At 70.4% G+C, this 24,340-nt stretch carries 24 protein-coding genes and 4 pseudogenes; 17 read left to right on the plus strand and 11 right to left on the minus strand.

All coding sequences use genetic code 11. The features are described 5' to 3' along the window. Positions 1 to 96: 96 nt before the first annotated feature. The 3 genes and pseudogenes from CC117_RS40370 to CC117_RS06950 all read left to right on the plus strand — a co-directional run. Positions 97 to 233: pseudogene (locus tag CC117_RS40370) on the plus strand (Tn3 family transposase); the annotation flags it as partial. A 497-nt stretch (positions 234 to 730) separates the two neighbouring features. After that, positions 731 to 2,182: an amidase gene (locus CC117_RS06945; protein ID WP_071082927.1), complete on the plus strand. Its 1,452-nt coding sequence runs from the start codon at positions 731 to 733 to the stop codon at positions 2,180 to 2,182. A gap of 592 nt (positions 2,183 to 2,774) precedes the next feature. Further along, a pseudogene (locus CC117_RS06950) lies at positions 2,775 to 3,272 on the plus strand (dienelactone hydrolase family protein); the annotation flags it as partial. A 350-nt stretch (positions 3,273 to 3,622) separates the two neighbouring features. On the opposite strand, the gene CC117_RS06955 reads toward CC117_RS06950, so the two are convergent. Together CC117_RS06955 and CC117_RS06960 are read right to left on the minus strand one after the other, a co-directional pair. Then, complete coding sequence (locus tag CC117_RS06955) at positions 3,623 to 5,197, minus strand: ISL3 family transposase (protein ID WP_456320344.1); 1,575 nt, start codon at positions 5,195 to 5,197, stop codon at positions 3,623 to 3,625. Between the two features lie 317 nt (positions 5,198 to 5,514). Next, positions 5,515 to 6,459, minus strand: coding sequence for an AraC family transcriptional regulator (locus tag CC117_RS06960; protein WP_071082928.1), 945 nt, complete (start codon positions 6,457 to 6,459; stop codon positions 5,515 to 5,517). Positions 6,460 to 6,639: 180 nt separating this feature from the next. On the opposite strand from CC117_RS06960, the gene CC117_RS06965 reads away from it, so the two are divergent. Beyond that, a complete protein-coding gene (locus tag CC117_RS06965) occupies positions 6,640 to 7,716 on the plus strand; it encodes a saccharopine dehydrogenase family protein (RefSeq protein ID WP_071082929.1) in 1,077 nt (358 codons plus the stop codon). A 543-nt stretch (positions 7,717 to 8,259) separates the two neighbouring features. Here CC117_RS06965 and CC117_RS40375 read toward each other — a convergent pair. From CC117_RS40375 to CC117_RS06980, 3 genes are all read right to left on the minus strand, one after another. Continuing rightward, positions 8,260 to 8,844, minus strand: coding sequence for a Tn3 family transposase (locus CC117_RS40375; protein WP_198541763.1), 585 nt, complete (start codon positions 8,842 to 8,844; stop codon positions 8,260 to 8,262). Between the two features lie 104 nt (positions 8,845 to 8,948). Next, positions 8,949 to 9,755: a methylenetetrahydrofolate reductase gene (locus tag CC117_RS06975; RefSeq protein WP_071082931.1), complete on the minus strand. Its 807-nt coding sequence runs from the start codon at positions 9,753 to 9,755 to the stop codon at positions 8,949 to 8,951. Between the two features lie 49 nt (positions 9,756 to 9,804). Then, a complete protein-coding gene (locus tag CC117_RS06980) occupies positions 9,805 to 10,401 on the minus strand; it encodes a TetR/AcrR family transcriptional regulator (RefSeq protein ID WP_071082932.1) in 597 nt (198 codons plus the stop codon). A 148-nt stretch (positions 10,402 to 10,549) separates the two neighbouring features. On the opposite strand from CC117_RS06980, the gene CC117_RS06985 reads away from it, so the two are divergent. After that, complete coding sequence (locus tag CC117_RS06985; protein ID WP_241829892.1) at positions 10,550 to 11,458, plus strand: TIGR03620 family F420-dependent LLM class oxidoreductase; 909 nt, start codon at positions 10,550 to 10,552, stop codon at positions 11,456 to 11,458. Positions 11,459 to 11,504: 46 nt separating this feature from the next. Here the strand turns inward: CC117_RS06985 and CC117_RS06990 are convergent, their stop codons facing one another. Further along, a complete protein-coding gene (locus CC117_RS06990) occupies positions 11,505 to 12,095 on the minus strand; it encodes a class I SAM-dependent methyltransferase (protein WP_071082934.1) in 591 nt (196 codons plus the stop codon). Positions 12,096 to 12,154: 59 nt separating this feature from the next. Between CC117_RS06990 and CC117_RS40380 the strand changes: the two are divergent. Beyond that, positions 12,155 to 12,516, plus strand: a pseudogene (locus tag CC117_RS40380) (hypothetical protein); the annotation flags it as partial. A gap of 146 nt (positions 12,517 to 12,662) precedes the next feature. Further along, the gene (locus tag CC117_RS07000; protein ID WP_131803027.1) at positions 12,663 to 13,127 is read left to right on the plus strand and encodes a hypothetical protein; all 465 of its coding nucleotides are present in this window, start codon (positions 12,663 to 12,665) and stop codon (positions 13,125 to 13,127) included. 171 nt (positions 13,128 to 13,298) lie between these two features. Here the strand turns inward: CC117_RS07000 and CC117_RS07005 are convergent, their stop codons facing one another. Further along, positions 13,299 to 14,717 carry an AlbA family DNA-binding domain-containing protein gene (locus CC117_RS07005; protein ID WP_071082937.1) on the minus strand — a complete coding sequence of 473 codons (1,419 nt, stop codon included), beginning with the start codon at positions 14,715 to 14,717 and terminating at the stop codon, positions 13,299 to 13,301. Positions 14,718 to 15,172: 455 nt separating this feature from the next. On the opposite strand from CC117_RS07005, the gene CC117_RS07010 reads away from it, so the two are divergent. Next, positions 15,173 to 15,994, plus strand: coding sequence for a hypothetical protein (locus tag CC117_RS07010; RefSeq protein WP_241829893.1), 822 nt, complete (start codon positions 15,173 to 15,175; stop codon positions 15,992 to 15,994). A gap of 44 nt (positions 15,995 to 16,038) precedes the next feature. On the opposite strand, the gene CC117_RS07015 is transcribed toward CC117_RS07010, so the two are convergent. After that, entirely contained in the window at positions 16,039 to 16,947 is a 909-nt protein-coding gene (locus CC117_RS07015; RefSeq protein WP_071082938.1) for a DUF4232 domain-containing protein, read from the minus strand. 152 nt (positions 16,948 to 17,099) lie between these two features. On the opposite strand from CC117_RS07015, the gene CC117_RS07020 reads away from it, so the two are divergent. The 5 genes from CC117_RS07020 to CC117_RS37295 all read left to right on the plus strand — a co-directional run bounded on the left by CC117_RS07020 (position 17,100) and on the right by CC117_RS37295 (position 18,505). Next, on the plus strand, positions 17,100 to 17,534 hold the full coding sequence (locus CC117_RS07020; RefSeq protein ID WP_071082939.1) for a hypothetical protein: 435 nt from the start codon (positions 17,100 to 17,102) through the stop codon (positions 17,532 to 17,534). Beyond that, a complete protein-coding gene (locus CC117_RS39755) occupies positions 17,519 to 17,647 on the plus strand; it encodes a hypothetical protein (protein ID WP_256385359.1) in 129 nt (42 codons plus the stop codon). Before CC117_RS07020 ends, CC117_RS39755 begins: the two co-directional genes overlap by 16 nt. A 213-nt stretch (positions 17,648 to 17,860) precedes the next feature. After that, the gene (locus CC117_RS07025) at positions 17,861 to 18,106 is read left to right on the plus strand and encodes a hypothetical protein (protein ID WP_071082940.1); all 246 of its coding nucleotides are present in this window, start codon (positions 17,861 to 17,863) and stop codon (positions 18,104 to 18,106) included. Then, positions 18,079 to 18,378 (plus strand): hypothetical protein, encoded by a 300-nt coding sequence (locus CC117_RS07030; RefSeq protein ID WP_071082941.1) that lies wholly within the window; start codon positions 18,079 to 18,081, stop codon positions 18,376 to 18,378. The genes CC117_RS07025 and CC117_RS07030 overlap by 28 nt, the downstream gene beginning before the upstream one ends. After that, positions 18,332 to 18,505, plus strand: a complete 174-nt coding sequence (locus tag CC117_RS37295; protein ID WP_157905366.1) for a hypothetical protein — start codon at positions 18,332 to 18,334, stop codon at positions 18,503 to 18,505. Before CC117_RS07030 ends, CC117_RS37295 begins: the two co-directional genes overlap by 47 nt. Positions 18,506 to 18,611: 106 nt before the next feature. Here the strand turns inward: CC117_RS37295 and CC117_RS37905 are convergent, their stop codons facing one another. From CC117_RS37905 to CC117_RS07045, 3 genes are all read right to left on the minus strand, one after another. After that, positions 18,612 to 19,238: a hypothetical protein gene (locus CC117_RS37905; protein WP_131803028.1), complete on the minus strand. Its 627-nt coding sequence runs from the start codon at positions 19,236 to 19,238 to the stop codon at positions 18,612 to 18,614. A gap of 358 nt (positions 19,239 to 19,596) precedes the next feature. Continuing rightward, positions 19,597 to 20,886 (minus strand): MFS transporter, encoded by a 1,290-nt coding sequence (locus CC117_RS07040; protein WP_071083064.1) that lies wholly within the window; start codon positions 20,884 to 20,886, stop codon positions 19,597 to 19,599. A gap of 56 nt (positions 20,887 to 20,942) precedes the next feature. Further along, on the minus strand, positions 20,943 to 21,830 hold the full coding sequence (locus CC117_RS07045; protein WP_071082943.1) for a dienelactone hydrolase family protein: 888 nt from the start codon (positions 21,828 to 21,830) through the stop codon (positions 20,943 to 20,945). An 88-nt stretch (positions 21,831 to 21,918) separates the two neighbouring features. Here CC117_RS07045 and CC117_RS07050 point away from each other — a divergent pair, with 88 nt between their 5' ends. The 4 genes and pseudogenes from CC117_RS07050 (at position 21,919) to CC117_RS07065 (ending at position 24,309) form a co-directional block, all read left to right on the plus strand. Further along, on the plus strand, positions 21,919 to 22,647 hold the full coding sequence (locus CC117_RS07050; RefSeq protein WP_241829894.1) for a phosphotransferase: 729 nt from the start codon (positions 21,919 to 21,921) through the stop codon (positions 22,645 to 22,647). A gap of 81 nt (positions 22,648 to 22,728) precedes the next feature. Beyond that, a complete protein-coding gene (locus CC117_RS07055) occupies positions 22,729 to 23,436 on the plus strand; it encodes an SDR family oxidoreductase (protein ID WP_071082945.1) in 708 nt (235 codons plus the stop codon). Between the two features lie 56 nt (positions 23,437 to 23,492). Continuing rightward, a pseudogene (locus CC117_RS07060) lies at positions 23,493 to 23,897 on the plus strand (class I SAM-dependent methyltransferase); the annotation flags it as partial. A gap of 130 nt (positions 23,898 to 24,027) precedes the next feature. After that, the gene (locus tag CC117_RS07065; RefSeq protein ID WP_198541765.1) at positions 24,028 to 24,309 is read left to right on the plus strand and encodes a nucleoside/nucleotide kinase family protein; all 282 of its coding nucleotides are present in this window, start codon (positions 24,028 to 24,030) and stop codon (positions 24,307 to 24,309) included. Positions 24,310 to 24,340: the final 31 nt, after the last annotated feature.

The following is a 24,340-nucleotide window of genomic DNA, read 5'->3' on the forward strand; positions in this document are numbered from 1 at the left end:
ACCCCGTCACACCCCGACGGCACAACTCAACATCAAAAACGGGGCAGGGTGACCCGACAAGCCGACCCAGCCACCCGGCGAAAGATCGAGGCTAGATCGCCGATCGTGTCGCTGCTGATCGAGATGGACAAACGACCGGGTTCCTGGACTGCTTCACCCACGCGGGCGGCAAACAGTCCCGGACTCCGGAGCTGAAGCGGAACCTGCTCGCGGTACTGCTCGCGCATTCCACTCTCGCTGACGAGTGTGAACTGGGCCGCATCGCGGCCGACGTCGACGCTGACTCGCTCGCGCTCTCGCTGATCGGGGCCGGACACCTGCTGTTCGCGGGCCGACAGGGCGCCCCAACCGGGACCTGGAGCTGTCGACAAGGTTTGTAAACCATGGTCATCGCCGATGCATGCAAAGACGGCTGCTGTAAGCCACCCGCCAGCGCACCGCTTGATGCAAGGCGTTAAGGAATTTCTCGCAAACGGTCATTTATGAGAATCACGGTGCGCGGCAAGCGTTGGTTGGGGCGGGTGCCCGTGTCATATCGCGATCGATCGGGGCGCTGGGGCGCCTCCGTCGTGACCGTCTCCGTAGGTGTGCCAGGCCGCCGTGCGTCGCCGTGGCCAGCGGTCGGGCGAATTTCTGTGGCCGGAGAGCAACATGATGGGTTGGAGACGTCTCTCCCGTTGCGCGAAGCGGAATTTCATGGCCTGTTTCAGGGGTCGGTAGCGTCGGATTCATGGAGTGGAGTTTTCGGTCGGCCGAAGAGTTGGTGGCCGCGTTGCGTGCCGGTGAGGTGACCTCGGTGGAGCTGACCGATGAGGCGATCGCCCGTATCGAGCGGGACGACAAGGTGATCAACGCGATCTGTGTGCCGGACTTCGACCGTGCGCGGGCCGCGGCGCGTGGTGCCGACCAGGCGCGTGCCCGCGGTGAGGTCCGGCCGCTGCTCGGTATTCCGGTGACGGTCAAGGAGTCCTACAACATGGTGGGGCTGCCCACGACCTGGGGCATGCCGCAGCACCGAGACTATGTGCCGGCCGAGGACGCGGTACAGGTGTCGCGGCTCAGGGTCGCGGGCGCGGTGGTGCTGGGTAAGACCAACGTGCCGTTGGGGCTGCAGGATATCCAGAGCTTCAACGAGATCTACGGCACCACCAACAATCCGTGGGATCACGGTCGCACTTCGGGTGGATCCTCCGGTGGGTCGGCGGCGGCCCTGGCGTCCGGGTTCGGCGCGCTGTCCATCGGCTCCGACCTCGCCGGTTCGCTGCGCACCCCCGCGCATTTCTGCGGCGTCTATGCGCACAAGCCGACAGTCGGACTGGCGGCAACCCGCGGCATGGTCGCGCCGCCGGCGCCGGCCTTGCCGGTCGATCTCGACCTCGCCGTCGTCGGTCCGATGGCGCGTACTGCCCGCGACCTCACGCTCCTGCTCGACGTCATGGCCGGACCGGACCCGTTGACGCTCGGCGTGGCGCACCACGTGGTGCTGCCGCCCGCGCGCCACGAGCGCCTCGGCGACTTCCGGGTCCTGGTCGTCGACGAGCATCCGCTCCTTGCGACCGGGTCCGCTGTGCGGGCGGGCGTGAACCGGGTGGCCGACGCGCTTGCCGACGGTGGCGCCCGCGTCGAACGGCACACTGTGCTGCTGCCCGATCTGGCCGAAGCCGCGGCGCTCTACACGCAGTTGCTGTTCTCGGGCTCTGTCGCGCGTTTTCCCGTCGAGGCGTACGAGCAGCTGCGGACCCGCGCCGCGGGGCTGAGCGCGGACGACCGGAGTCTCGACGCGGCGCGGCTGCGCGGGATGGTGTTCAGTCACCGCGACTGGATCGAGGCGAACAACCGTCGCGAGCTCCACCGTCACGGCTGGCGGCAGCTGTTCGCCGAGTTCGACGCCGTGGTGTGTCCGATCACACCCACTCCCGCGTTCGGTCACGACCACAACCCCCATCCGCTGGAACGCCGGATCGACATCGACGGCGTCGAGTACCCGTACTTCGACCAGCTCGTCTGGGCCGGCCTGGCCACCATGCCCGGCCTGCCCGCCACCGCCATACCAGCGGGCCGGCCCGCCGAGGGCCTGCCGGTGGGAGTGCAGCTCATCGGTCCGATGTTCGAGGACCGCACCCCGCTGCGGCTGGCCGAACTGCTCGAGCAGAAGATCGGCGGCTTCCAGACACCGAGGTAGGGCGTACTACCGCCCCTTTCTGGTGTATTCGGTTCCCACCCCGAACACGCCAAGCGCGAGGCGTACCCGGAGGCGATCGACCAGGCCCGCGCTGACTTCGCCTCCAGCCCGGCGAGCCCCTGCCCAACGCAACCGTCCTGAGCAGGGGCACCGCTGGTCAGCCATATCCGCCCGATTTTTCCTGAGTGCTACGGGGAACCCCGATCCTGCTCGGGCCCRATGCCACGACGGGCGACCCGGCATCCGCCGGGCCGTTGCGTTACGTCCATACGTTCCGTATCGGCCATGGAACGAAACGCGCCCGTGCGGCGTCGTCGAGACCCGCTCAGTCTGCGGGACTCCCCCCGAGCCCTCCCGTCCTAACGCCCGATAAGCCTCCCTTCTCGGGCGTTAGAAATCAGGGGAGTGGCGACTACGCAGCGCTGGCATCCTCGATTCCGTTTCGTCGTTACGTAGGTTTGATACGTAACGACGAAACGGAACTGGGTGGGTTGGTGGAAGGTGCGCTCGCCGCGGGCGCGTCGACGGTGCCGGGGTCCACACTCGGGATGACCGGCACCACGCAGACGAAGATCGCCGGGTTGATCGCCCGGGTTGCCGGGCTCGGCCAGCCGCGCTGTGGACCCAGCGGCATCGCTGGCCGGGCAGGACCGCCGAACGTGTCCTGAGCGACGCCGACGCCTACCTCAGGTTCCTCACCGCCCAGCCCGAGGTCGGAGCGGGTCCGGTCGCGGTGACCGGCTACTGCATAGGCGGCCTCCTGGCGATGCGCACCGCCGCGGCCCACCCCGGCCAGGTGGCCGCCGCCGCCGGATTCCACGGCCCCGTGCACGCCGACGGGCCCGACCTCTTCTCCAAGCTCACCGCCCAGGTCCACCTCGGCCATGCCGAAAGCGACATCACACCCGAGGCCCTCACCGAGCTCAACCAGGCCCTGGATGCCGCAGGTGTCGGCTACACCTCCGAGATCTACCCCGGCACCATCCACGGCTTCACCATGTCCGACACCGACGCTTTCAGCGCCCCAGGGCTGAAACACCACTGGGACCGCCTGCTCCCTCGCCTGGACCGCGGCCTGGCCAACAGCTGAGGCTCCAGCCCGGAAACCAGAGCCTTGAAGTACACGGCTCCGGAGTTTCGAAGCTGGTGTGAGGGCGGCCTCAGCCCGCCCTCACCGATGCCATCACCTCGGACGGCACATCCTCCGCCGACAGCGGAGAGATCACCAGGTCCCCATCACCGTCCATCCGGACCGGACCATCGCCTTCGCCGAGGGTCTGTTCCAGCYCGCCCAGGGCGGCGTGCAGCTCGTCTTTCACCCGGGCCATCGCCGGCCTTGCCGCGCTCGGCCAGCTCGTCGCGCATCTGGTGCGCGGCTGGTTTTGTCTGCGAGAACTGGATCTGTCCCTGATCTTGTGATCGAAGTGGACCCGGGCGCCGTCAGGTCGCGAGGAGAACTCGTTTGCGGAGCAGGTCGAAGTTCGCCCTGCCATACATCTGCCGTTTGATCATTTTGATGCGGTTCACGGTGCCTTCGACCTGTCCGGAGCTGTGCGGCAGGGTCAGGCCGTTGAGGACGGCGTCGTGGTCGCGCAGGAGGCCGCGGGTGAAGCGGTGCAGTTCGGGCAGGTCGTCGGCGTCGACGGCGGCGATCCAGCCGTTGAGCCGGTCGCCGTGGCGGCCGGTGAGCATCTGCGCGAACGCGGTGACATGGCCGGCAGTCTTCCGGAGGTCCTGGCAGCGGGTGAGGACCTGCTGTAACGCGAGGGTGTCCTGCTCATCCAGGTGTTCGGGGTGCGTGAGGATCCAGCGGGTGACGGTGCGGACCTTCGGTGCCGGCTGTGGGGCGGGTGCGGCGGTGCTGCCGCCGGCGCGTAGGGGGCGCAGGTAGGTCAGGACGACGGCCTTGCTCCCGGTGTAGCCCTGGTCTCGGATCTCCTGAAACAGCTGGCTGCCGTTGGTGATCCCGGCGTTGACCCGCTCGGTGAGGTAGGGCTCCCACGGCCGCAGGATCGAACCGCGGCCGTCGCGGGCCTTGGCCAGGACGTCGTCGACGCTGGCGGCGCGGTAGTACTTGCGGACCGTTCCTCGGGCCAGGCCGAGTCGGGCGGCGATCGGTTTGATGCCCACGCCTGCGGCTTTGAGTTCCTGGACGGCGGTGTACCGCTCGCGGGCATGTCGCACGAACGCCCGCTGCTCGAAGGACGCGTCCCGCGCTGCGGCCACCGCGTTGTCAAGGTCCGCCCGCGGCTCGTCCGCAGCCTCGTGGGTGACTGGTGGTTGCGCCAGGCAGGAACGGTGCCGGGCGACCGTTGTCTCGACGTATCCGGCGAGGTTGCTCCATAGATGGAAGCGGTCCGCTACCTGCACCGCGTCGGGGGCGCCGGTGCGGGCGCCCTCGGCGTAGGCACCGGCGCGGTCCCGGCAGATCACCTGCGCGCCGGGATGCTCGGCCAGCCAGCCGGCGAACGTCGCCGCTTCCCGGTCGGGCAGCAGGTCTACCGGCCGGTGGCTGTCGAGATCGATCAGGACCGTTCCGTAGACCCGGCCCCGGCGCAGCGCGAAGTCATCCACCCCGAGGACCGTCACCGCCCCGATCTGCGGGTCGGATAGGGCCCGGACCCGGCGTAGCAGCGTGTTCCGACCCGCGGGAAGGCCGATCCTGCCGGCGAGGCGTGCTCCGGCTCTGCCCGCCAACGCCAACCCGATCGCCTCGATCATCCGACCGGCGAGCGGGGTGTACCGGGCATGCGGACTCGTCAGACCCGCGACCTGCTCCGCAAACGTCACCCGCGGACAGCCGGCTGTCAGGCAGCGGAACCGCCGGACCAGCAGATCGATCTCGACCTGAGCACCCGCGATCGCCGCATCGACCAACCGCCGGCGATACCGCCCGTGGACCCGCTCCGAGACCACCCCGCAGCCGGGGCACGCACCAGCGGCTCCTCGAACACGGGCCCGCAACCGCAGCCGATCACCAGACCGGTCAACCCGATCGACAACGAGACCCGCCAGGTGCGGAAGGAGAACCCCAAGGTCAGAGAGGCACCCGACACATGATCACAGAGGGTCCCTCGTGGTCAGCGCGCCACCCCGGGGTCAGTCTGTTCACAAGATCAGGGACAGATCCAGAGAACTGACCGCGGATGTTCTCGAATTTTGACCGCACTTGCCGATCAGTTGCATGATCAATGTCGGTGAGAAGTGACCGCGCCCGGTGGAAGCGGCGAGCGGGTCTCGCATCGGTGTCGGAGGCCGAGCCCTCACTTGGGAGCCGGGAGATGACTGCGTCCGGAGCCTCGGCGAAGTGGGTCGCCTGTCAGCGGCTCAGACTACGTTTGCCGGGCGGATCTCCGGAATCCGCCGGGAGCCGACCCGTGTTCCCGTTTGAACGCGTGGGCAAAGGCGAACTCTGAGGTGTAGCCCACCTTCCTGGCCACTGTGGCCAACGGTGCGTCACCGTCGCGCAGTAGCCGGGCTGCGAGTGTCATCCGCCACCAGGTCAGGTACGCCTGCGGCGGCTGACCGACCAACGCGGCGAACCGTCGGGCGAAGGCCGCGCGGGACAGCCCGGCCTGGGAAGCCAGTTCCCCGACGGTCCATGGCCGGCCAGGGTCGCTGTGGATGGCCCGAAGCCCAGCGGCGACGGCGGGATCGCGCAGCGCTGCTGCCCAGYCGGTAGCGACACCGTGGGCGGGTTGTTCGTCGAACCAGGCGCGCAGGATGTGCAGCAGCAGCACGTCCAACAGGGCGGGCAGCATGGCGTCGCCACCCGGCCGTGGCTGCTCCAGTTCACCGCCGAGCAGGTCAACGGCGGCCCGGAGCTCCGGGTGGTGTCCGACCCGGGCCGGGAGATGGATGACCTCCGGCAGGTCGCCGAGCAGCGGATGTGYCCGGGACTGGTCCAGCAGGTACGCGCCGCAGAGCATGACCGTCGCAGCGGCCGAACCGTCCGGGTGCTGGTCAGCTGGTACCCCGTCGTCGTCTTGGCCGGGTGGAATCTCGGCCAGTGACGCGGCGGCGTCCACCAGCGGGGTCGACAGGCTGTCGGCGAGGCCGTGGGCGGCCCCGTGGGGCAGAAATGCCACATCCCCCACGCCGAGGGCGATCGGTGCGCCGTCTGGTGGGAACAGCCAGCACGATCCCTGCAAGACGATGTGGAAGCCAGCCCCCGCGACCGGCGGGTTCCGTATGCCGAACGGCGCCGGCCGCCGTACCCGGCCGGAGTGCGGTTCGCCGGTGCGCATGGCGGTGACCGCATCGGAGAGCACGTCCATTCAGCCAGCGTATATCCCCGGTCTAATGCGAAGACGGTCGCGCATGGGACGGAGACACTCACGTATTGGGCGTCTCGCCATGCCGCCATACGGTGAGTCACGGGCGAGCTGGTCAGCCGGCTCGCACGACATCACTCATCAACACTCATCAACACTCATTGCTCGAACCAGGAGATCCACGTGAAGATCGCCGTCTACGGCGCAAGCGGCTACCAGGGAAAGCTCGTCCTCGCGGAACTGGCCCACCGTGACATCGACATGCTGCTCGTCGGCCGCAACGCCGCACGCCTGCGCGAGGCCGCGACGACTGTGGGAACGGCTGTGGGAACAGTCGACGCCGGGCAGCGGGTAGCCGACACCGACGACCACGACCGCCTCGCGGCAGCCTTCCGCGGATGTGACGCGGTCATCAACTGCGCCGGACCGTTCACCAGCTCCGGCCCCGCCGTGGTCCGGGCGGCTATCGCCGCCGGCTGCCACTACGTCGACACCGCCGGCGAGCAGCTCTACACCAAAGCGGTCTTCGACACCTTCGCCGGCGAGGCGGAGCGCGCCGGGGTCACCGTCGTCCCCGCCACGAACGACGGCTGCGTCCCCGGGGACCTCATTGCGCACCTGCTCGCCGAGCGCGTCCAACCGATCGAGGAGATCACCGTCAGCCACTTCATCGTCGGCGGGGGCGGGTTCTCCCGCGGCTCGCTCCGCTCGGCCGTCGAGACGATCGACGCGATCAAGGCGGGCGGCCTCAGCTACGACGGCGACGACTGGCGTACCGGCACTCCCGCCCGGCACGCCACGGTCACCCTGCCCGACGCCCCGCAACCGACCGACGTGGTGAAATGCCCCTTGTCAGAGGTGGTCACCATCCCCCGCCACATAGAGGTCCGGCACGTCGAGAGCCTCGTCGACGCCACGGTCGGCGCCCAACTGGGCACCCCGCTCACTCCACAGATCATCGACAGCCTGCCCGAAGGACCCACCGAAGAGGACCGCCGCACCCAACGGTTCACCTACCTCATCGACGTCGTCAGCCACGACGACCAATCGGCCCGCGGGATCATACGGGGCCACGACACCTACGGCATCACCGCCGTGATCGCCGTCGAAGCCGCCCGCCGACTGGTCACCGACGGCGCCAAACCAGGCGTGCTCGCTCCGGCACAGGCATACGACCCGACCAGCTTCCTCACCTTCCTCGCCCCACACGGAATCAGCTGGACCATCACCGTCTCCAACACCCCAACCCCACAACAATGACACCCAGGTGCGCGCGGCCGTCCACGGTCGTGCGCACCACACCGACCACCCCCTTGATCAGCCAACCCGCACCAGCACGTCACTGCGGCCAGCGAATTTCACCAACGTCCGAGATTCCGACCCCTGTGAGGCCGGATGCCGTCCACGTCCGGCACCCGCACTTCGGATCCGCGACCAGTGATAAGGAACTGTCTCAACGGCATTGAGGCAGTTCCTTCGAGATCGAGATACCGCTACGTAGCCCGATCAGAACTCGCTACGGGAGCCGGGCGACCGAGTGCGTTCAGCTCTCGCGAACACAAGCCTCCTGCGAAACGGCGTGCGGTCGGCTCGCACGGAGAAACGCGGTCACAAGTGACGGATAGAACCACGCGGCCTTGCTTTCCCGCGCCGAGACGGCCTGGTCGAACAACACCACGGCCTCGTCCGACTCCCGATCGCCACCACCACCGGTCCCGCGACCGTGCAGCGGAGAACCTCGACACGGCGATCGAGCCGCCACAAAGATCACTGAACTGTAGTACTAGCCCCGGATCGGCGCGGTCAGTCCTCGGCCTCATCGTCGTCATCCGACTCTTTCGGGTCGCGCAGGGGTCGAAGCGCCCCGCCGGCCGGACCGGAGGCGCGGAAGCTGTAGCGGCCGAGCACGTTGAGGTTGGCATGCTTGAGCGGGGACAGCCGGGTAACGTCCTCGTCCAAGACCTCGTATTCGCGCCGCTCGGCGGGCAGTGTCCGTAGCTGCTCGACGGCCGCGTCCAGGTAGCGGGTGGTCCACAGCACCGCGGCGTTCAGCACGAGGCCAAGCGCGCCGAGCTGGTCCTCTTGGCCTCGGCGCCCAGGGGCGGCGTTCGGCCCCCGCCGGGCATCCGTCAGCCAGCGCCGGGCATCGTCGAGTTCGCAGCAGGCCAGCGAGGCGTCCGCCACCGCCGCTTCCTCGGTGCGAGCCGGGTCGCCAGCAACTTTCTGCATCCGGACATTGTCGGGGCGAACACGCTGTGCGTCAGGAAGTCCCCGGCGGGAGGTATTGGCTTCCTGCCAGACGCCCAGGGCGGCTGGAAGATCGTCGCCGCGCGCACGACGAATCACCACCGGCACCGGGTCCGGGTCCGGGTCCGGTACAGGTTCCATAGCCAAGTATCGCCCGCTACCGCACGCTGACTGCCTGCACTGGGGGTTACGGTCGTGCTGTCCGGCAGCGTGTCTCAGGAGACCTGCGAGAAACGGCCCCCGGGTCAGAGAAGATCCTCGAGGCGGGCGGCGACCTGGCGGTAGCGGCTGACTGGGACGAGGTGCACACCGGCGAAGGCGCCGCTCTCGCGCAGCTGTAGTACCTGGTCGCAGGCCGCGTCGACGCCGGCGGCCCGGTCCCGTTCGACCGCTTGGACGAGGTCGTCGGGGATGTCGATGTCGGGGATGGTCGCGGCGAGGCGGCGGGCCATCCCGGCGCTCGCGAGGACCATCACGCCGGCGTAGACCGGCAGTTCGACCGGGTGGGCGTCGCGCCAGCGCAGCAGGGCGTCCACCGAGTAGCTGACCTGCACGAACAGAAAGTCGGCCGCTCGTTTCCACGCGGGCAGTGGCCGCAGACCGGCCGCGGCGCCGACCCGGAACGCCGGCATGTCCGCGAAGACCGGATCCTCGCCGGCCGCGCGGGCCTCGTCCATCATCGCGCGCACCGTCAGGTCGCTGGTCCGGTTCCCGGCGGTGGGTTTGTCCCCGTGGACGAACAGGAACTCCTCGACGCCGTAGGCCGCTGCGGTGAGCAGGTCGCGGCGGAAGCCGAGCAGGTTACGGTCACGGGAGTTCACRCAGGCGATGCTGCGTCCTCCCATGGTCTGCACCTCGTGGGCGACGGCGATGCTCGACACGGTCGCTCGTCCGATGTGGTTGTCGGGGATCAGGAACGCGTCGGTGACGGGGCTCAGGACGCCGATCTGATGACGGGCATGGGTCAGGTCCGGCCGGGTCGGCGGCTCGATCTCGCAGATCAGCTCGAAGTCGCGTGCTGGATGTCCGTGACCCGCCGTGGATTCCCGCATGCGAACAGGATAAGACGCCACGATCTACCGACCACTCGTAGGCGTGACGCTAGCGAACGGTGCCGCCTGCCCGTAGACCGTCGAGGGTGAGCGTGAGGAGCCGGTCGACGTGGAGGTCGACATCGACGGTGCCCGTGCTCTGCTCGCAGGCCCACGACAGGCCGCTGACCAGGGCGAACAGCTCGGGGGCGGCCAGGTCGGCGCGGATCACGCCGGCCTGCTGTGCACCGGCGAGCAGGGTCGCTCCCGCCGCGCGCACGGCCGCGCAGGCGGCGTACAGCTCGGTGGAGGGGTCGCGCAGGGTCTGCAGGAGTGCGGCGGTGAGTCCCCGGTAGGCCCCGGCGAACTCGACGAACTCGCGGAGCCAGACGGTGAGCGCGACGCCGGGCTCCGTGGTGGCCGCCAGTGCGTCGGCGCGCGCGCTGAGACGCTCGAACCGGTCATGCAGAACGGCTTCCAGCAGGGCGTCCCGTGAGGGGAAGTGCCGGTAGAAGGTGCCGGTTCCCACCCCGGCCCGCCGGGCGATGTCCTCCAGGGACGCGCCGGTGCCGTGTTCGGCGAAGGCGAGGCGTGCCTGGGCGARCAGCCGTTCGTAGTTCGCGCGGGCGTCAGCACGCAGGGGCCGCGCCCTGGTCGCACCGTCCATCGCTGTTCCCTCCCCTGCCTGACGATCGGGAGGCTACCTGCACCCCGCACACACATGCGGAGGCTTCCTCCGGTTAGGCTGTGCCCCCTTACAGGAGGCAGCCTCCGCTTCTGGCGGGGCGATGCCGACGGCGAGGAGGGAGCGAGCGGTGGGGACGGTATCGGAGACACGGCGCCGGCTGGGCAGGTTCGGGGTGTGGGTGGCCCCGTTCACGTTGCTGGAGACACCGGTGGCGGTGCAGCGCAGCCAGTTCGCCCGGATCGAACGGCTCGGCTACGGCTCGCTGTGGAGCGGGGAGACTCCACCCGGTACGTCCGTCGGCGGCCGGGAGGTGTTCACCCAGCACGGGCTGATGCTCGCTGCGACCGAACACATCGTCGTCGGCACGGGTATCGCCAACATCAGTAGCCGCGCGGCGGTCGCGATGCACACCGGCGCCGCGACACTGGCCGAGGCGTACCCCGGCCGGTTCGTGCTCGGCCTCGGTGGCCATGCGGGCGAACGGCCCCTGACCCGTCTGCGGGAGTACCTCGACGCGATGGACCAGGCCGCGCAGCGCCTGACCCAGCTGCCGGCTCCCGCCTACCCGCGTGTTCTCGCCGCGCTCGGACCCCGCGCCCACCGCCTCGCCGTCGATCGCGCCGACGGTGTCCACCCGTTCCTGCAACCGGTGGCGCACACGGCGGCGGCCCGCGCGGCCGTCGGGCCGGACCGTCTGGTCATCGCCCATCAGGCCGTCCTGCTCGACACCGACGCGGACACCGCCCGGTCGCGGCTGCGGGCCGTGCTCGCCATGGGCGCGGGCGCTCCGCTGTCGCCCTACACGGTGCACTACCGGCGGCTCGGCTACGGCGAGTCCGACGTGACCGGGCAGCGCAGCGACCGGCTGGTCGACGACCTACTGGCCTGGGGCGATGAGGCCGACGTCGCGGCCCGGCTGACCGCCCAGCTCGACGCCGGCGCCGATCATGTGCTGGTGCACCCGTTCGCGGCGGACCTTCCCGCGGCCGTCGACCAGCTCGAACAACTCGCTCCCCTGCTGTTCGACGCCGCCTGACGCTCTGCCTGCGCACCCGGGCTGCGGGCAGGTCCGGGTGGGCCGGTCACGTGCCGGTGAGGTCCGCGGCGATGACCACCAGGTCACGGCTCTGCCAGACGACGGCGGCTCGGAAACCGGCCGCATGCAGCCAGCCGATCTGCTCGCGCACACCGCTCGGCCGGTCATGCTCGGCGTTGGTCGGGGTGACGGCGTCGCGGGGATCGTCGGGGACCACCACGTCACCGAGGACGAACCGGCCGCCGGGGCGCAGAACGGCCGCGACCCGGGTGAACAGGTCCGCTTTCCCGGGGCCGTCGAGGTGGTGCACGGCCAGCGCGGACACCACCAGGTCGAACGGGCCGGCGGGCAGCGGGTCCTGCAGCCGGCCGACGTGCAGATGGGCGGTGGGCAGCTGCGCCTGGGCCCGGTCGAGCATCGCCGCGCTCTCGTCGAGGGCGACCAGGGTGGCGTGGGGATGGCGGGCGAGGACACGCAGGCTGGTCTCGCCGGTGCCGGCGCCGAGATCGAGCAGCCGTGTCGTCGGGGTGTCGGCACCGGCCCGGGCCACCTGGTCCTGCAGGTCCGCGTAGGCGGGTACCTCGGCGATGACCATGTCCCGGTAGGTCGCCGGGTCGAAGTGGTACTGCTGCGCCATGAGCCGTTTCTAACCCGCGGCGCTCCCAGACGCGAGAGGCGGGCGGGGACGGTTCCCGGATGCCGGATGCGATCTTCGCCCATCCGCGTCTCGCGGGCGTGTACGACGCGTTCGACGCGGACCGCGGCGACCTGGCCGCCTACCTCGCGATCGCCGACGAGGTGTCCGCGGGCCATGTTCTCGACGTCCGCAGCGTCGTGCCTGGCAGGAGTGGGCGCGCGACGTCGAACCGGTAGTCCTCACCGTCGCGGGCGTCGGACGGGTGGAGCGGCGTCTGGAGGTCACCGACGTCCGCCTCCCCCTCGTCTCCTTCCGGTACACCTACCGGTTCCTGAGCGACGGTGTGATCGTCACGTCGGACTCGACGCTGCGGTTCCGTGGGCGGGACGAGATCGCCGCAGACCTGGCCACCCACGGCTACTCGGGGCCGGGTGCCCGCCGGCGCGACTGCTGTGAATCCTCGGCCAGATCAGCCGCTGATGGGGGCAGGTGGACCGCAGGGTGGTGGGCATGAGTTCTCTGAGTGAGTGGATACGGGTATGTGGCATCGACCAGTAGAGTCAGACCGTGGATGATCAAGAACTGGATTGGCTGAGGCTGAATCAGGTTCACTGGGACGAGCGGGTTCTGACTCGATGGGCCCAGGTAGTGGAACGATTGCTCGCGTCCGGCGGGTTCTTGTACCTCGTCGAGTTCCATCCGTTCGCCCACACCCTGGACGAGGCCACGGGCCGCACGGTGGCCTTCGACTACTTCGATGAAGGCCCGCTCGTATCGACCGATTCGGGTAGCTATGCCGATCGGGCTGCCGCCACGCGACAAAACACCACCGTGCAGTACGAGCACCGGCTGGGCAGCGTGATCTCGGCAATCGCTGGTGCTGGGCTGCGGATCGAGTTCCTCCACGAGCACGAGATCACACTGTTCCAACAGTTCGCTTCGCTGGTCCGTGGACCGGATGGATTCCGACTGCCCGCAGGGCACCAGCGAGTGCCGCTCATGTATTCACTGCGTGCTTCCAAGTCACGCTGACCAGTCGTGTCGTAGCTCGCCGAGCTAGCTGCCCGGCTCGGCTCCCTCGGCTCCCGGCACAAGGGCGACCTCGGCACCGATCGGGACGCCTACACCGACGGCAAAACGACCTTCGTCGAACACGCTCTCGGACGGGCATCAGGCCCGTCACGCGCCGGGACGGCGGGGGTGTCAGTCCCGGTCGGGGGCGTCGACGGGGATCCCGCTCTCCTTGGCCCAGACCAGGTACTCGGTGCGCCAGGTCGCCCAGCCGGCGAGCCGGATCCGGCCGTCGCCACTGGTCTGGGCGGGTTCGGCGTAGCCGAACTCCTGGAAGAGCAGGGTGGTGAGATGGTGCGTGGCCGCGACCAGTCGTGATCCGTCCTCGGCGAGATCATCGAGGTCCGCCCGGCCGGTCGAGGACGGGGAGTGGGACAGGACGGCGTCGCCGAGCTGGTCCACCCAGGGGCTGAAGTGCGCCAGCCGCAGATCACCGGACGCCGTCTCGATCTGCGCGCGGATGGTCGCCGTCCCGCCGGTGCCCGTGCGGTCCCGGGCGTGGCGGGCGAGGAACCGCAGGCCGCTCAGGACGGCGTCGACGACGTCCTCGTCGCTGATCTGACGGCTGGCGTCGGTCAGCGCCGGGGTGGCCCTGACCCGCACGGCGATACTGCCCGCGCCGGTGGAATGCAGGACGCACACCGGTTCCCGGGGTTCACCGCCGGCGCCGCCGTGGGCGATGAAACGCCCCGGCCGCAGGGTGTGCGCCGTCCACGTGTTCCGGTCCCGTGCACCGATGAACGGCACCTGCCCGGTCACCTCGGCGGTGAAGGCGTGATGGGACGCCGCGGTGACCGAATGGTCGCCGGGGATGTCCGGGAGAAGGGACACCGTCACCCGCGCCCCGTCGGGAGCGGACCGGTGGAGCAGCCTGCGGATCTGGCCGTGAACGTCGTCCAGGTCGCCCAGGTCGCTCTCCCGGGCGTCCAGGTCGGCGAAACGTCGCCGGTAGGCCTGCGCCACCTCCTCCTCCGACAGGTTGACGGTGGTGGCGCCACTGCGGCGCGGGTACGTCAGCGTCCCACCGGCGCCGGACACCGCATGCGGCCCGGACACGCTCGCCGCGACGGCGATGAGCAGAAAACCACGGCCGCGGTCGTCCGGATCCGCGACGACGCGGGCCTGGGTGAGCGGGCGGGGACACACCCGGGTCGCGAGAACGGTGTCCATCCAGCGCAGGTCACCGGCGGAGACAGGCACCGGCACGACCGTCGCCGCCCGGCCCTGACTGTCCGCGGCGATACCGACGACGAGGAGCCCACCGGCACCATTCGCCAGCGCCGCGACGTCCCGCGCCAGGGCGTCGCGGCCACGCTCCCGCGCCTCACCGCGCCGCGCGCGTTCCCGGGCAGCGCCCGCGTTGTCCGCGATCTCCGCGTCGGCCGCCGGCCCGCCCGCGGTGTCCGCAACCTGGTAGGGCTCGCCCCGCAGCTGCAGGTCGGACGCCGCAGGCGCCGGCACGTCGACCATTCCCGCCACCTGCCGGTAGGTGACCCGGTCCCAGCGCGCTCCGAGGAGAGCTTCCAGCCGAGGGAAACGCCATGCGGTCATGGTCACGATCGTGCCAGGCGGCGGTGCGCCTCACGGGACCGGTCAGGACCGCGGAGGTCCTGCGGGGTCCGGTTCTCGACACCGAAAGTCCGGCGGGTGCTCAGACGGCGGAAGAGTCCCCTAACGCGGTGCAAACTTTCCCTCTCGTCAACACCGCTACACAGCCCTCCGTAGCCAAGGTGATCCCTTTCCGGAGTTCTCGCACGGGTGGGTCCGACGCTGGCCCGCCGAGGAGGTCTGGTCCGCCCGCCAGGAGCCCGGAGGTTTCGATCACTGTGCGTCCACCGCCATCAGGCGGATCGGCCGGTGGCCATCTCAGCTACGCCGGCGCCACGCGGTGGGCCTGGTCGGCACGTCGCGGAGTTGCCAGTGCCGCGCGCGCCCGGCAAGATCAACACGACGGTCGCACGCCCACCGGCAATCGTCGGTGGCGTTCGGGCATTCATGGAGGTCGGATGCGCATCGAAGGCGACGGCGGGGTCGCGGACTGCCACCGGTCGCGGGTCACACGCGCCATCCGCCGCAGGCGCTGGCGGTCCGCCGGCATCGCCGCCGCGGCGGTCATCGCCCTGGCCGCATGCGGCGACCCCCGCGACGAAGGCACGGCGGCGGCACCGGCCGGGTCGCCCCGTCCGGCCGGACCCCCACCTGTGGTGCTCCCCGCCGGCCCGGGAGGCGAGCCGGTCACGCTCCGCTTCGTCGAGACCCGGCGGCTCCTCGACCTCGACGCCGACGCCGAGGCGGCGGTTGTCCACCGCTGCGTCCCGGGGAACAACCGCCGCCCGGGGCCGGCGGAGGGCGGCGGCCGGCTGCTCTTCGCGGGCGACGGCCCCCTCGTGCTCGTCCAGAACAGCCAGGGCCTGGCCGCCTGCCTGGTCGAACTGGTCGGCCGTGACGGCCCGCCGGACTTCTCCTGGTCTGACAAGCCCATGCTCCAGTGGTGGCAGTCGGACCGCAGCCCCGACTTCTCCCAGCCACCGCAAACGCCGATCGAGGTGTTCAACACGAGCACCGGGGACGGCGGCACCGTCGAATGGGTCCACCCGACCTGGTTCTGGCACGCCTTCGGGCGGGTGTCCCCGCAGGTGAAGGAACTGCTCGCCGTGATCCCGAACGGAGAGGCGATCAACCTCCCCGTCGCTGCCACGGGCGCGTTCGCCCTCTACTGGAACAGGGAGGTCGACACGTCCGAGCAGGTGCCGCTGCGGCCGCCGCTGTCACTGTTCGCCCGCGACAGCACCGGCCAGGTGCTGCACTCGATGACCCTCCCCCATTGACGGCCAGCCTCGACCTGGCGATGGTCGGCGCCGAAACCGGGGCCTTACGCCGGCGGGCGCGTCCAGGGGCGGACGGTCAGCTTCCCGGTGGTGCCGAGGTCGAGGTGCAGGGTCAGGGTCACCGGATCGTCGCCCCGCTGGGCCCGCGCCCTGACGTAGGGGACGTTGACCGGGGCGGGGCCTATTTCGGTGGTGTTGCGCCAGGTGATGCTGGAAAGGGCGCTCTCGCCCGGTTTCAGGACCAGTGGACGTGCCGGCTCGTCGGATCCTGGTTCCGAGCCGCTGATGCTGCCGCTGTCCTGCAGGATCTGGACACCTTCGACGGGTGACCGGTCCTTGTCCAGCAGTTCCAGGAGCGGGTAGCCGTCGACTGCGTAGTCGCGCGTCCCACAGTTCTCCAGGTGCAGACCCGCCGAACGCAGCCCCGTCGCGGCTGAGACGTCACCGGCAGTGAGACGGATACCCGACGGTGAGCACTCGCCGGGCGCGGGTGGCGCCTCGGCGGCAGGCACCCTGGTCACCTCGGCGATCCTGATGCCGGTCACCGGGCACGTGCCGAGCTCCAGCACTCCCAGCCGGACCGTGCCGCGCACGGTCGCGCCGGGGCCCACCGCGGGCACGGTCTCGTATCGGCTGGTCACGCCCCTGCGGACGTCCGTGGTGAAGGCGAACCGGATCGTGTACGTGAACGCCTCAACGCCGGAGTTGGCGACCTCGTAGGTGGCGAAAATCCCGGGATCACCGCTGGGAAGGGGATCGGGGTCGGCTTCGGCGGGGTCCGGGCACGGGGGGTGCCTGCCGGAGAAGACGGTCATCGAGGTGATCCGGACATCGTCCACAGGTGGGACGGTGACGGAGGTCTGGACTATGGTCGGGTCCCCGGATACGAATCCGCATGCCGTGACCAGCAGAAATGCGGCGAGGGCCGGCAGCAGAAGGACGGCTCTGCGCATCCGGTCATCCCATCATCAGGGGTAGGAGCGCCAGCTTCCGCCGACGCCCGGCGGTTTGCCGGTCCGCGGCGGGTTTCAACGCAGACTACACATACGGAGGAGACGGAGGGGTGTGATCGCGTATGACGCGGCGCTGAGCAAGAATGAACCCCATGACCGATCGGACTTCGGGCTGGGCCGGCTTCGACGCGACCTTTCTCCTACGGCTGCTGCTGGGCGTCGGGGGAATCTTCGGGACGGCGGTAAGCCTGTTTGGCGCGATGCTCATGGCCACCAACATGACCGGCGACCCGACGACCCGATCCCAGATCCTTGYCGGCGATCGGGCCCTGATCCTCGCCGCCGTCATAGCGGCCGGCGCGCCTCTGGCCGCGCTCCTGCTGGCCTGGTTGGTCCACAACCGAGGTGCTGTCCAGCGATGGACGGTCGCGTCCGTCGTCGGGCTGATCGCCGCCGTCGTGATTCTCTCCAGCCGGTACTCCTACCTGCACCAGTGCCTGTCGACAAGCTCGACAAGCTGGCCGGGTGGCGGGACGCATTGCGACGAGTACAGCGACGCCTGGAGATACGCGTGGCTGATGTACTGATGCCGTTCCCGGCAATGTCCGCGCGTTGCGGCGATATCGACATCACCGCGGACCGGGTCCGTGACCTGCTGACGAGGCGGCGGTCCGGCGCACCCGCGGGCTGGCTTCTCTGAGAAGTCCTTCCTCACGCTCATGGGGAGTGGCCGCCTGGTCATGGGGAACGATGGTCACATGTCGTGGCGTCCTGTCCTCACGCTGCTTCTGGTGGCCCCGTATCTGGGTGAGGTGCTGTCGACCGCGACGCCTCCGATCGAGCTGTTACTGCCATCGAGCTGTTACTGCCGTGGAACCTCGCGTTCGTCGTCGCGCTGTATGGCTGCGGGGCGTTGCTGTGTCGCGAGCTGGCCCAGCGTTGGGGGCTCGGCCTGCCCGGGCTTGCGCTGCTCGGCGCGGCCTACGGTGTCTACGAGGAGGCGCTGGTCGACCGGTTCTGGTTCGACCCCGAGTACGCCCACGACACCGGTATCGGCGGTTACGCCGAGGTCTGGCACACGAACCTGCTGATCGCCACGCAGCTCACCGTCTTCCACAGCGCGGTGAGCGTGTGCTCGTCGGTCCTCATCGTCACCTGATCGCCGATCTGCCGGCGGCGGCCGCGGAGCTGCGGCGGGTGCTGGCCCCGTCCGCGCCGGTGCTCATCCGCTCGCCGTTCCCTGGCCGGCACGGGCAGACAGGCCTGTTCCGGTTCTTCCCGGAGGCGACCCGGGCCCTGGACGACTACCCCACCGTCGAGAGGGTCCGCCAGGTGTTCACCGCCGCCGGTTTCCGTTACCGGACCCTGGAAACCCATCCCCCAGGTGACCGCGGACTCCCTGGCAGCAATCCTCGACCGGTTCAGTCGTGACGCGTATTCGCCCCTGCGGACGATCAGTGACACCGCCTACGAGGCGGGCCTCGCCCGCCTGCGCGCCGCTGCCGAGACAGAGCACGGCCCGGTTGTCGACACCATGGACCTCCTCGTCTTCGACTGACGTCGAAGGCCAGCGCGGTGGCGGTCTCGCCGGTCGCCGCGGTCAGGCCGGCGGTTTCGGGACCTTCGGTCGCCGGCCTGACCGCGGCCAGCCGCCCGCAGGTGGCTCAGTTGTAGATGGCGCTACCCAGGCCGTGCACCACCAGATATCCCCCGGCGGGTACCGGCCCGGACGCGCAGCGGCGGTAGCTCTCGGTGATGCTCTGCCCGGGCCGCAGACCTCCCGGGATGGCCGCGTTGACGAAGTTCGGGCTGGTCGTCGCATGGTGGACGCCGACCCACCACAGGATGTAGACCGCGACGGTGCCTGTGGTCGTCGCCGCCGCGCCGCTGTTCGCGTACGCGATCGAGAAGCGGACACAGGACGGATCCGGATCGGACTGTCCCGACGCCTGCACCAGCCGCATCGTCAGCACAGGCAGCGGCGGCTGGGTCATCGGCGGGATGTACGGCGTCGTAGGAGGCGGCGGTGCAGGGTCCGGTGGCCCGGGAACCGGGGGTGGCGGTGCCGGGGCCTGCCGGGGAGTCGGCGTGCCCGCCCGGGGCGGCGGCGCAGGAGCGGTCGCACCGCCGGCTCCCGCCTGCGTCATCCTCGCCGCCACGGACCGGGTGGGGGTGGTGGCCGGCTGACCTGCCGCCGCCCGGCCCGCCGGCCCGGTCGTCGTGCTCGCCGCGGGCCGGGGACCGGCACCGGAGGCGGACCCGCCGAACTGCAGGCTTCCCGCCGTAGGCACTGCCCCCGCCTGGCTGCCCGCCGACACCGCCGGCGCGGTGGGCGATGGCGACCCTGGCGGCGGGGTAGCCCACGTGACTCGGCCGGAGCGCGCGGGTTCAGCCTTTTCCGCCTGGCATCCGGTCAGCGCCGTGCTGACCAGCACCACCACCCCGCCGACCGTCAGCGCCGCCGTGCGCCGTCGACCAGGACCACACCGGACCCGCATCTCGTCCTCCGCCCCACCCGTACCGGTCCCACTCACCGTCAACCCTCTGGGAACAAAGGGGAACAAGCCTGCAGAACCCTCCCACACAAGATCCCCGTGAAGGGCGGCGGGGCGGCGGCACCTGACGGGACGATGACCGACGTCCGCCGGGTCAGACCTGGGGCTGGGTGGCGGGCGAAGGCGCGCCGGTGAGATGCACTGCGTCCACGGGCTCGTCGGGATGGACGGGGGCCCGGTACCGCCAGAAGGCGGGGAAGGCCGTCACCACGGCGATCATCGCCCCCACGGTGAGCAGCCCACCGCCGCTGATCGCCCAGCTGGTACCGAGCGTCGCGCCGACCGTGCCATGTGCCAGAGCGGCCAGCTGCGGGCCCCCAGCGGAGACGGTGACGTCGATCCCCTGCATCCGACCACGCAGCTCGTCGGACACCGCGTCCTGCAGCACGGTCTTGCGGAACACACTCAGCATGATCAGCGCGGCGCCGGCGAGTGCCAGGAACATCGCGGCCAGCAGCAGCGAACGGCACAGGCCGAACGCGGCGATCCCCAGCCCCCACACGCACACCGCCACGGTGATCGCCGCGCCGTGACGGCGCAGCCCGGTGAACGTCCCGGACAGGGCGGCGGCGCCCAGCGCCCCGGCGGAGGGCGCGGCGTAGAGCACGCCCAGCGCCAGCCCCCCACCGGCCGGGTCCGCGAACGTCTCCTGCGCCACCTGCGGGAACAGTGCCACCGGGTTGGCGAACAGCATCGCGATGAGATCCGCCAGGTAGCAGACGACCAGGATCGGACGTGTCCGCAGGTAGCCCACACCAGCCGCGATCTCCCGGGCCCCGGCACGGCGGGCCCCACCCTGCACCGGGGGGAGCGGCGGCAACGTCCACACCGCCCACAGGGCCGCGACCAGCGTCACCGCATCGAGCAGGTACAGCCAGCCGACGCCGATCGCGAGGAGCAGAACGCCGGCGAGCAGCGGTCCGACCACCGCGCCGAGGTAGAAGACCGAGGACTGCAGCATGTTCGCGGCGGGACGCAGCGCGGGCGCCACCAGCCGGGCCACGACCACACCGCGCGCCGCCGTGTTGGCCCCGAACAGGCCCTGTGTCACCGCGACCATTCCCAGCAGGAACGCCACCGACCGCCCGCCGAGCAGAGCGTGAACACCGAGCGCGGCCGAGGCGGCCGCGATCCCGCTGCTGGTGACCAGCAGCATCCGCCGCCGGTCGACGGCATCCGCCACCGCACCGCCCCACAGCCCGCCGCACACCAGCGGGCCGAACCCCACCAGCCCGGACAGCCCGATCCATGCCGACGACCCGGTGATCTCGTAGATCTGCAGCGGCACCGCCACCGCGGTCAGCGCAGCGCCCACCGTCGTGACGAACCCGGAAGCCCACAGCCGCCGGAACGGTCGGACCCGCAACGGGCGAACGTCAGCCATCAGGCGCATCCGTGTCCCTCCACGCAGCCTTCGGTATGACCGCCGAACAGGGGTGATCAGGCGGGGCGGATTACGCCCGCGAGGTACTGGCGTAGCCAGGCGAACGCGGCCTGCTGCATCGTCATGTCGAACTTGTGGGACCCGTCGAAGAACTGGCCGGTGTAGCCGCCGGGGGCAGCTGCATGGCGATAGTGGGCGGTGAGACGGTCGTGGGCGGCGCGCATGCCGGCCGGGGAGAACAGCTGATCGTTCCGGTTGTACTGCACCAGCAGCGGAGAGGGTGCGCGGCAGGCGGCAAGGTCGGGCCAGTCGCCGTGACGGGGCCAGGTCGCGGGAAAGAACAGCCAGCCATGCCCGGCGACGTGCCGGTCGAGCAGACCGTCGTAGGTGCTCATCATCCCGACGACGACCGCGGCGGTGATCTTCTCGCAGGTGGCCTGCAGAAGCGCCGCGCGGGCACCGCCACCCGACAGACCGACACAGCCGATGCCCCTGGGCGCGACGTCGGGACGGGAGACCAGGTCGTCGGCGAATGCCCGTCCGCCGTACTGACGTGCACGCAACGCCGTGGCAACCGGGGGAGCCTCCGCGGGCCCGTCGGCGACTTTCTCCTTGCCGTAGTAGGTGAGGCCGTCGTGGCTGTGCAGGGCCAGGACCCCGGGCAGTGGCCCCTCGGCGTCCGCCGGTTTCAGCAGGTAGGCGTGGGTGCGCGGCCCGAAACCGACCGACCAGGACAGCTCCTCACCGAGCAGGTCGCCTGACCTCCACCGCTGTTCGACGCGGACGTCACCAGGAGCCTCCTCGCCGCCGCCGAAACCCAGCGTGTCGAACACCAGAGCTCTCGTGGCCGGCCCGGGAAGCGCCGCAGGGACGGGGCCGCCGTGCCGCGCGCGGGCGACACGGACAAGGTCGCTGTAGACGCCGAGGTGCTGGTAGTCGCTCACGGTCAGTCTCAGTCCTCCTCAGGCAGGCAACTCCGGGTCCAGGGTCTCGCCATGCCAGGGTCCAGGGGTGGCAAGTGAGGAAGAGCCGTTGGCGGGACGTGTCACGACCGGCGTGGTCCGCGTCGGCCAGACTGTGCGCCGTCCGGTCGGGCCGTGGACCGACGCGGTCGATACGCTGCTCGAACATCTACACAGGGTGGGTTTCGCCGGTGCTCCCCGCCCGCTGGGCCGGGACGCGCAGGGACGCCAGGTGCTCGAGTACCTACCAGGGGAGCTCGGCGCGCCGGCCGGCACCTACTCGGCGGCCGAGCTGTTCTCCATCGGCCGGATGCTGGCCGACCTGCATCAGGCTCTCGCCAGCTTCGTGCCCCCGACCGGGGCGGTGTGGAACAGGATCATCCCGCCGGACCGGGAGGATCTCGTCTGCCAGAACGACGTCGCACCGTGGAACCTCGTCCGGTCCCCGCGCGGCTGGGCCCTGATCGACTGGGATGGCGCCGCGCCCAGCTCCCGGCTGTGGGATCTCGCCTACGCCGCGCAGAGCATGGCAGGGCTGCGGGCCGATCGTCCGGTGGCGCAGTCGGCGGCGCGGCTGCGCGTCTTCGTCGACGGCTACGGTCTGGATGGGCCGTCCCGGCCGGCGTTGGCGAGCATGCTGGGCCGCCGGGCCAGGGCGATGTACGACCTGCTGCGCGACGGCGCCAGCCGTAACCACCAGCCCTGGGCCAGAATCTGGACCGAAGACGGCCCCTACTGGCTCGCGGCCTCCCACTACCTTCAGGCCAACACCAGCACCTGGACAGCCGCACTGAGCTGATGCGCTGATGTCCTGAGTACGCCGTACCAGCGGGGTGGCCAGCGGGGTGGGCGGAGTCGTCGGATCAGCACGATGTGGGGCATGACCGCACCTGTACTCCTGATCACCGGCGCCTCGTCCGGGATCGGTGCCGCGACCGCACGCCTGGCAGCACGCGAGGGCTTCTCGCTCGTGCTCGCAGCGCGGTCCCGTCACCGGCTGCACGCCCTCGCCGACAGCCTCGGTGGCACCGCGGCCACGCCCCTCACCGTGGCCTGCGACGTGCAGGACTGGGAGCAGGTCGCGGCGCTGCCCGCCCACGCGGAGAAGGCCTTCGGTCGGCTCGACGCCGTGTTCGCCAACGCCGGTGTGTTCGCTCCGACCTCGTTCCTGCACGGCACCGGTTCCCCCGAGCAGTGGCGCGAGATGGTGCTGACCAACGTCTACGGCACCGCCCTCGTCGCACGCGCGACCCTGCCAGCCCTCGCGCGTTCCCGGGGGCATCTGGTCCTCACCGGTTCGGTCGCCGGCCGTGTCACCGTCCCCGGCCAGCTGTACTCGGCAACGAAGTGGGCGGTCACCGCGATGGCCCAGTCGATCCGCGCCGAGGCTGTCGACACCGGCATCCGGGTCACCCTCCTGCAGCCCGGTCTCGTCAACAGCGGCGAGCGGGCACCCGAACGCGGCGCCGACCCGGCGCTCGACCCCGACGACGTCGCCCGCGCGGTCCTGTTCGCCCTCAGCCAGCCTGACAGCGTCGACGTCAGCGAGCTGGTCCTTCGCCCCACCGGCCAGCACCCCCATCGCTGACCGCGGCAGAGGAAAACCGATGGACCGCGGCTGTGCCTCGGGCGATCGTTGGCACCGTGCGGCAGGAGGAGATCTGGGACGTTGATACCGCCCGGCGCTATGACACGCCGGGCGCCGGCATGTTCGCCGCCGAGGTGGTGGAGCCGACCGTGGACCGCCTGGCGGAGCTTGCCGGCGAGGGACGGGCGTTGGAGTTCGCCATCGGAACCGGCCGGGTGGCCGTCCCCCTCGCCGAGCGAGGCGTGCCTGTCACCGGGATCGAACTGTCCCGTCCAATGATCGACCGGCTACGCGCAAAGGTGGACGAGGCGACGATCCCGGTCGTCATCGGGGACATGGCGACGGCGCTCGCCCCGGGTTCGTACACGCTGGTGTACCTCGTCTACAACACGATCTCCGACCTGCTCACGCAACCCGAGCAGGTCGCCTGCTTCCGCAACGCTGCCCGTCACCTCGTCCCCGATCGCGCTGCGCCGGCTTCTGCTCGACCCGCTGAGCCCCGGCGGGAATCGGCGCTACCGCACCGCCGCGTTCGACCACCACCACGACTGCCCGCTCGACGGCCCGACCCGCGAGGCGCCGGCGGACGCGGTGCTCCTCGTTGACGGGGTCTTCCTCCTCCGCGACGAGCTGCGCGGCTGCTGGGACCTCACCGTGTTCCTGCAGATCAGTCCGGCCGCATCGCTGCGCCGGGCGTTGGATCGCGACGTCGCCCTGTTCGGCTCGCCTGCCGCGGTCCGCGAGCGCTACCAGACGCGGTACCTGCCTGGCCAGGAGCTGTACCGGGCGGCCGCAGCCCCGGCTGACCACGCCGACGTGCTGATCGACCACGAGCGGCCGCACACCCCGCAGGTTCTGCGCTGGCCCACCTGACCCACTGCGCGGCCGGGACATACTCAGCGGG

Origin of the sequence: Parafrankia colletiae (genome assembly GCF_001854655.1) — a bacterium.
GTDB lineage: Bacteria > Actinomycetota > Actinomycetes > Frankiales > Frankiaceae > Parafrankia > Parafrankia colletiae.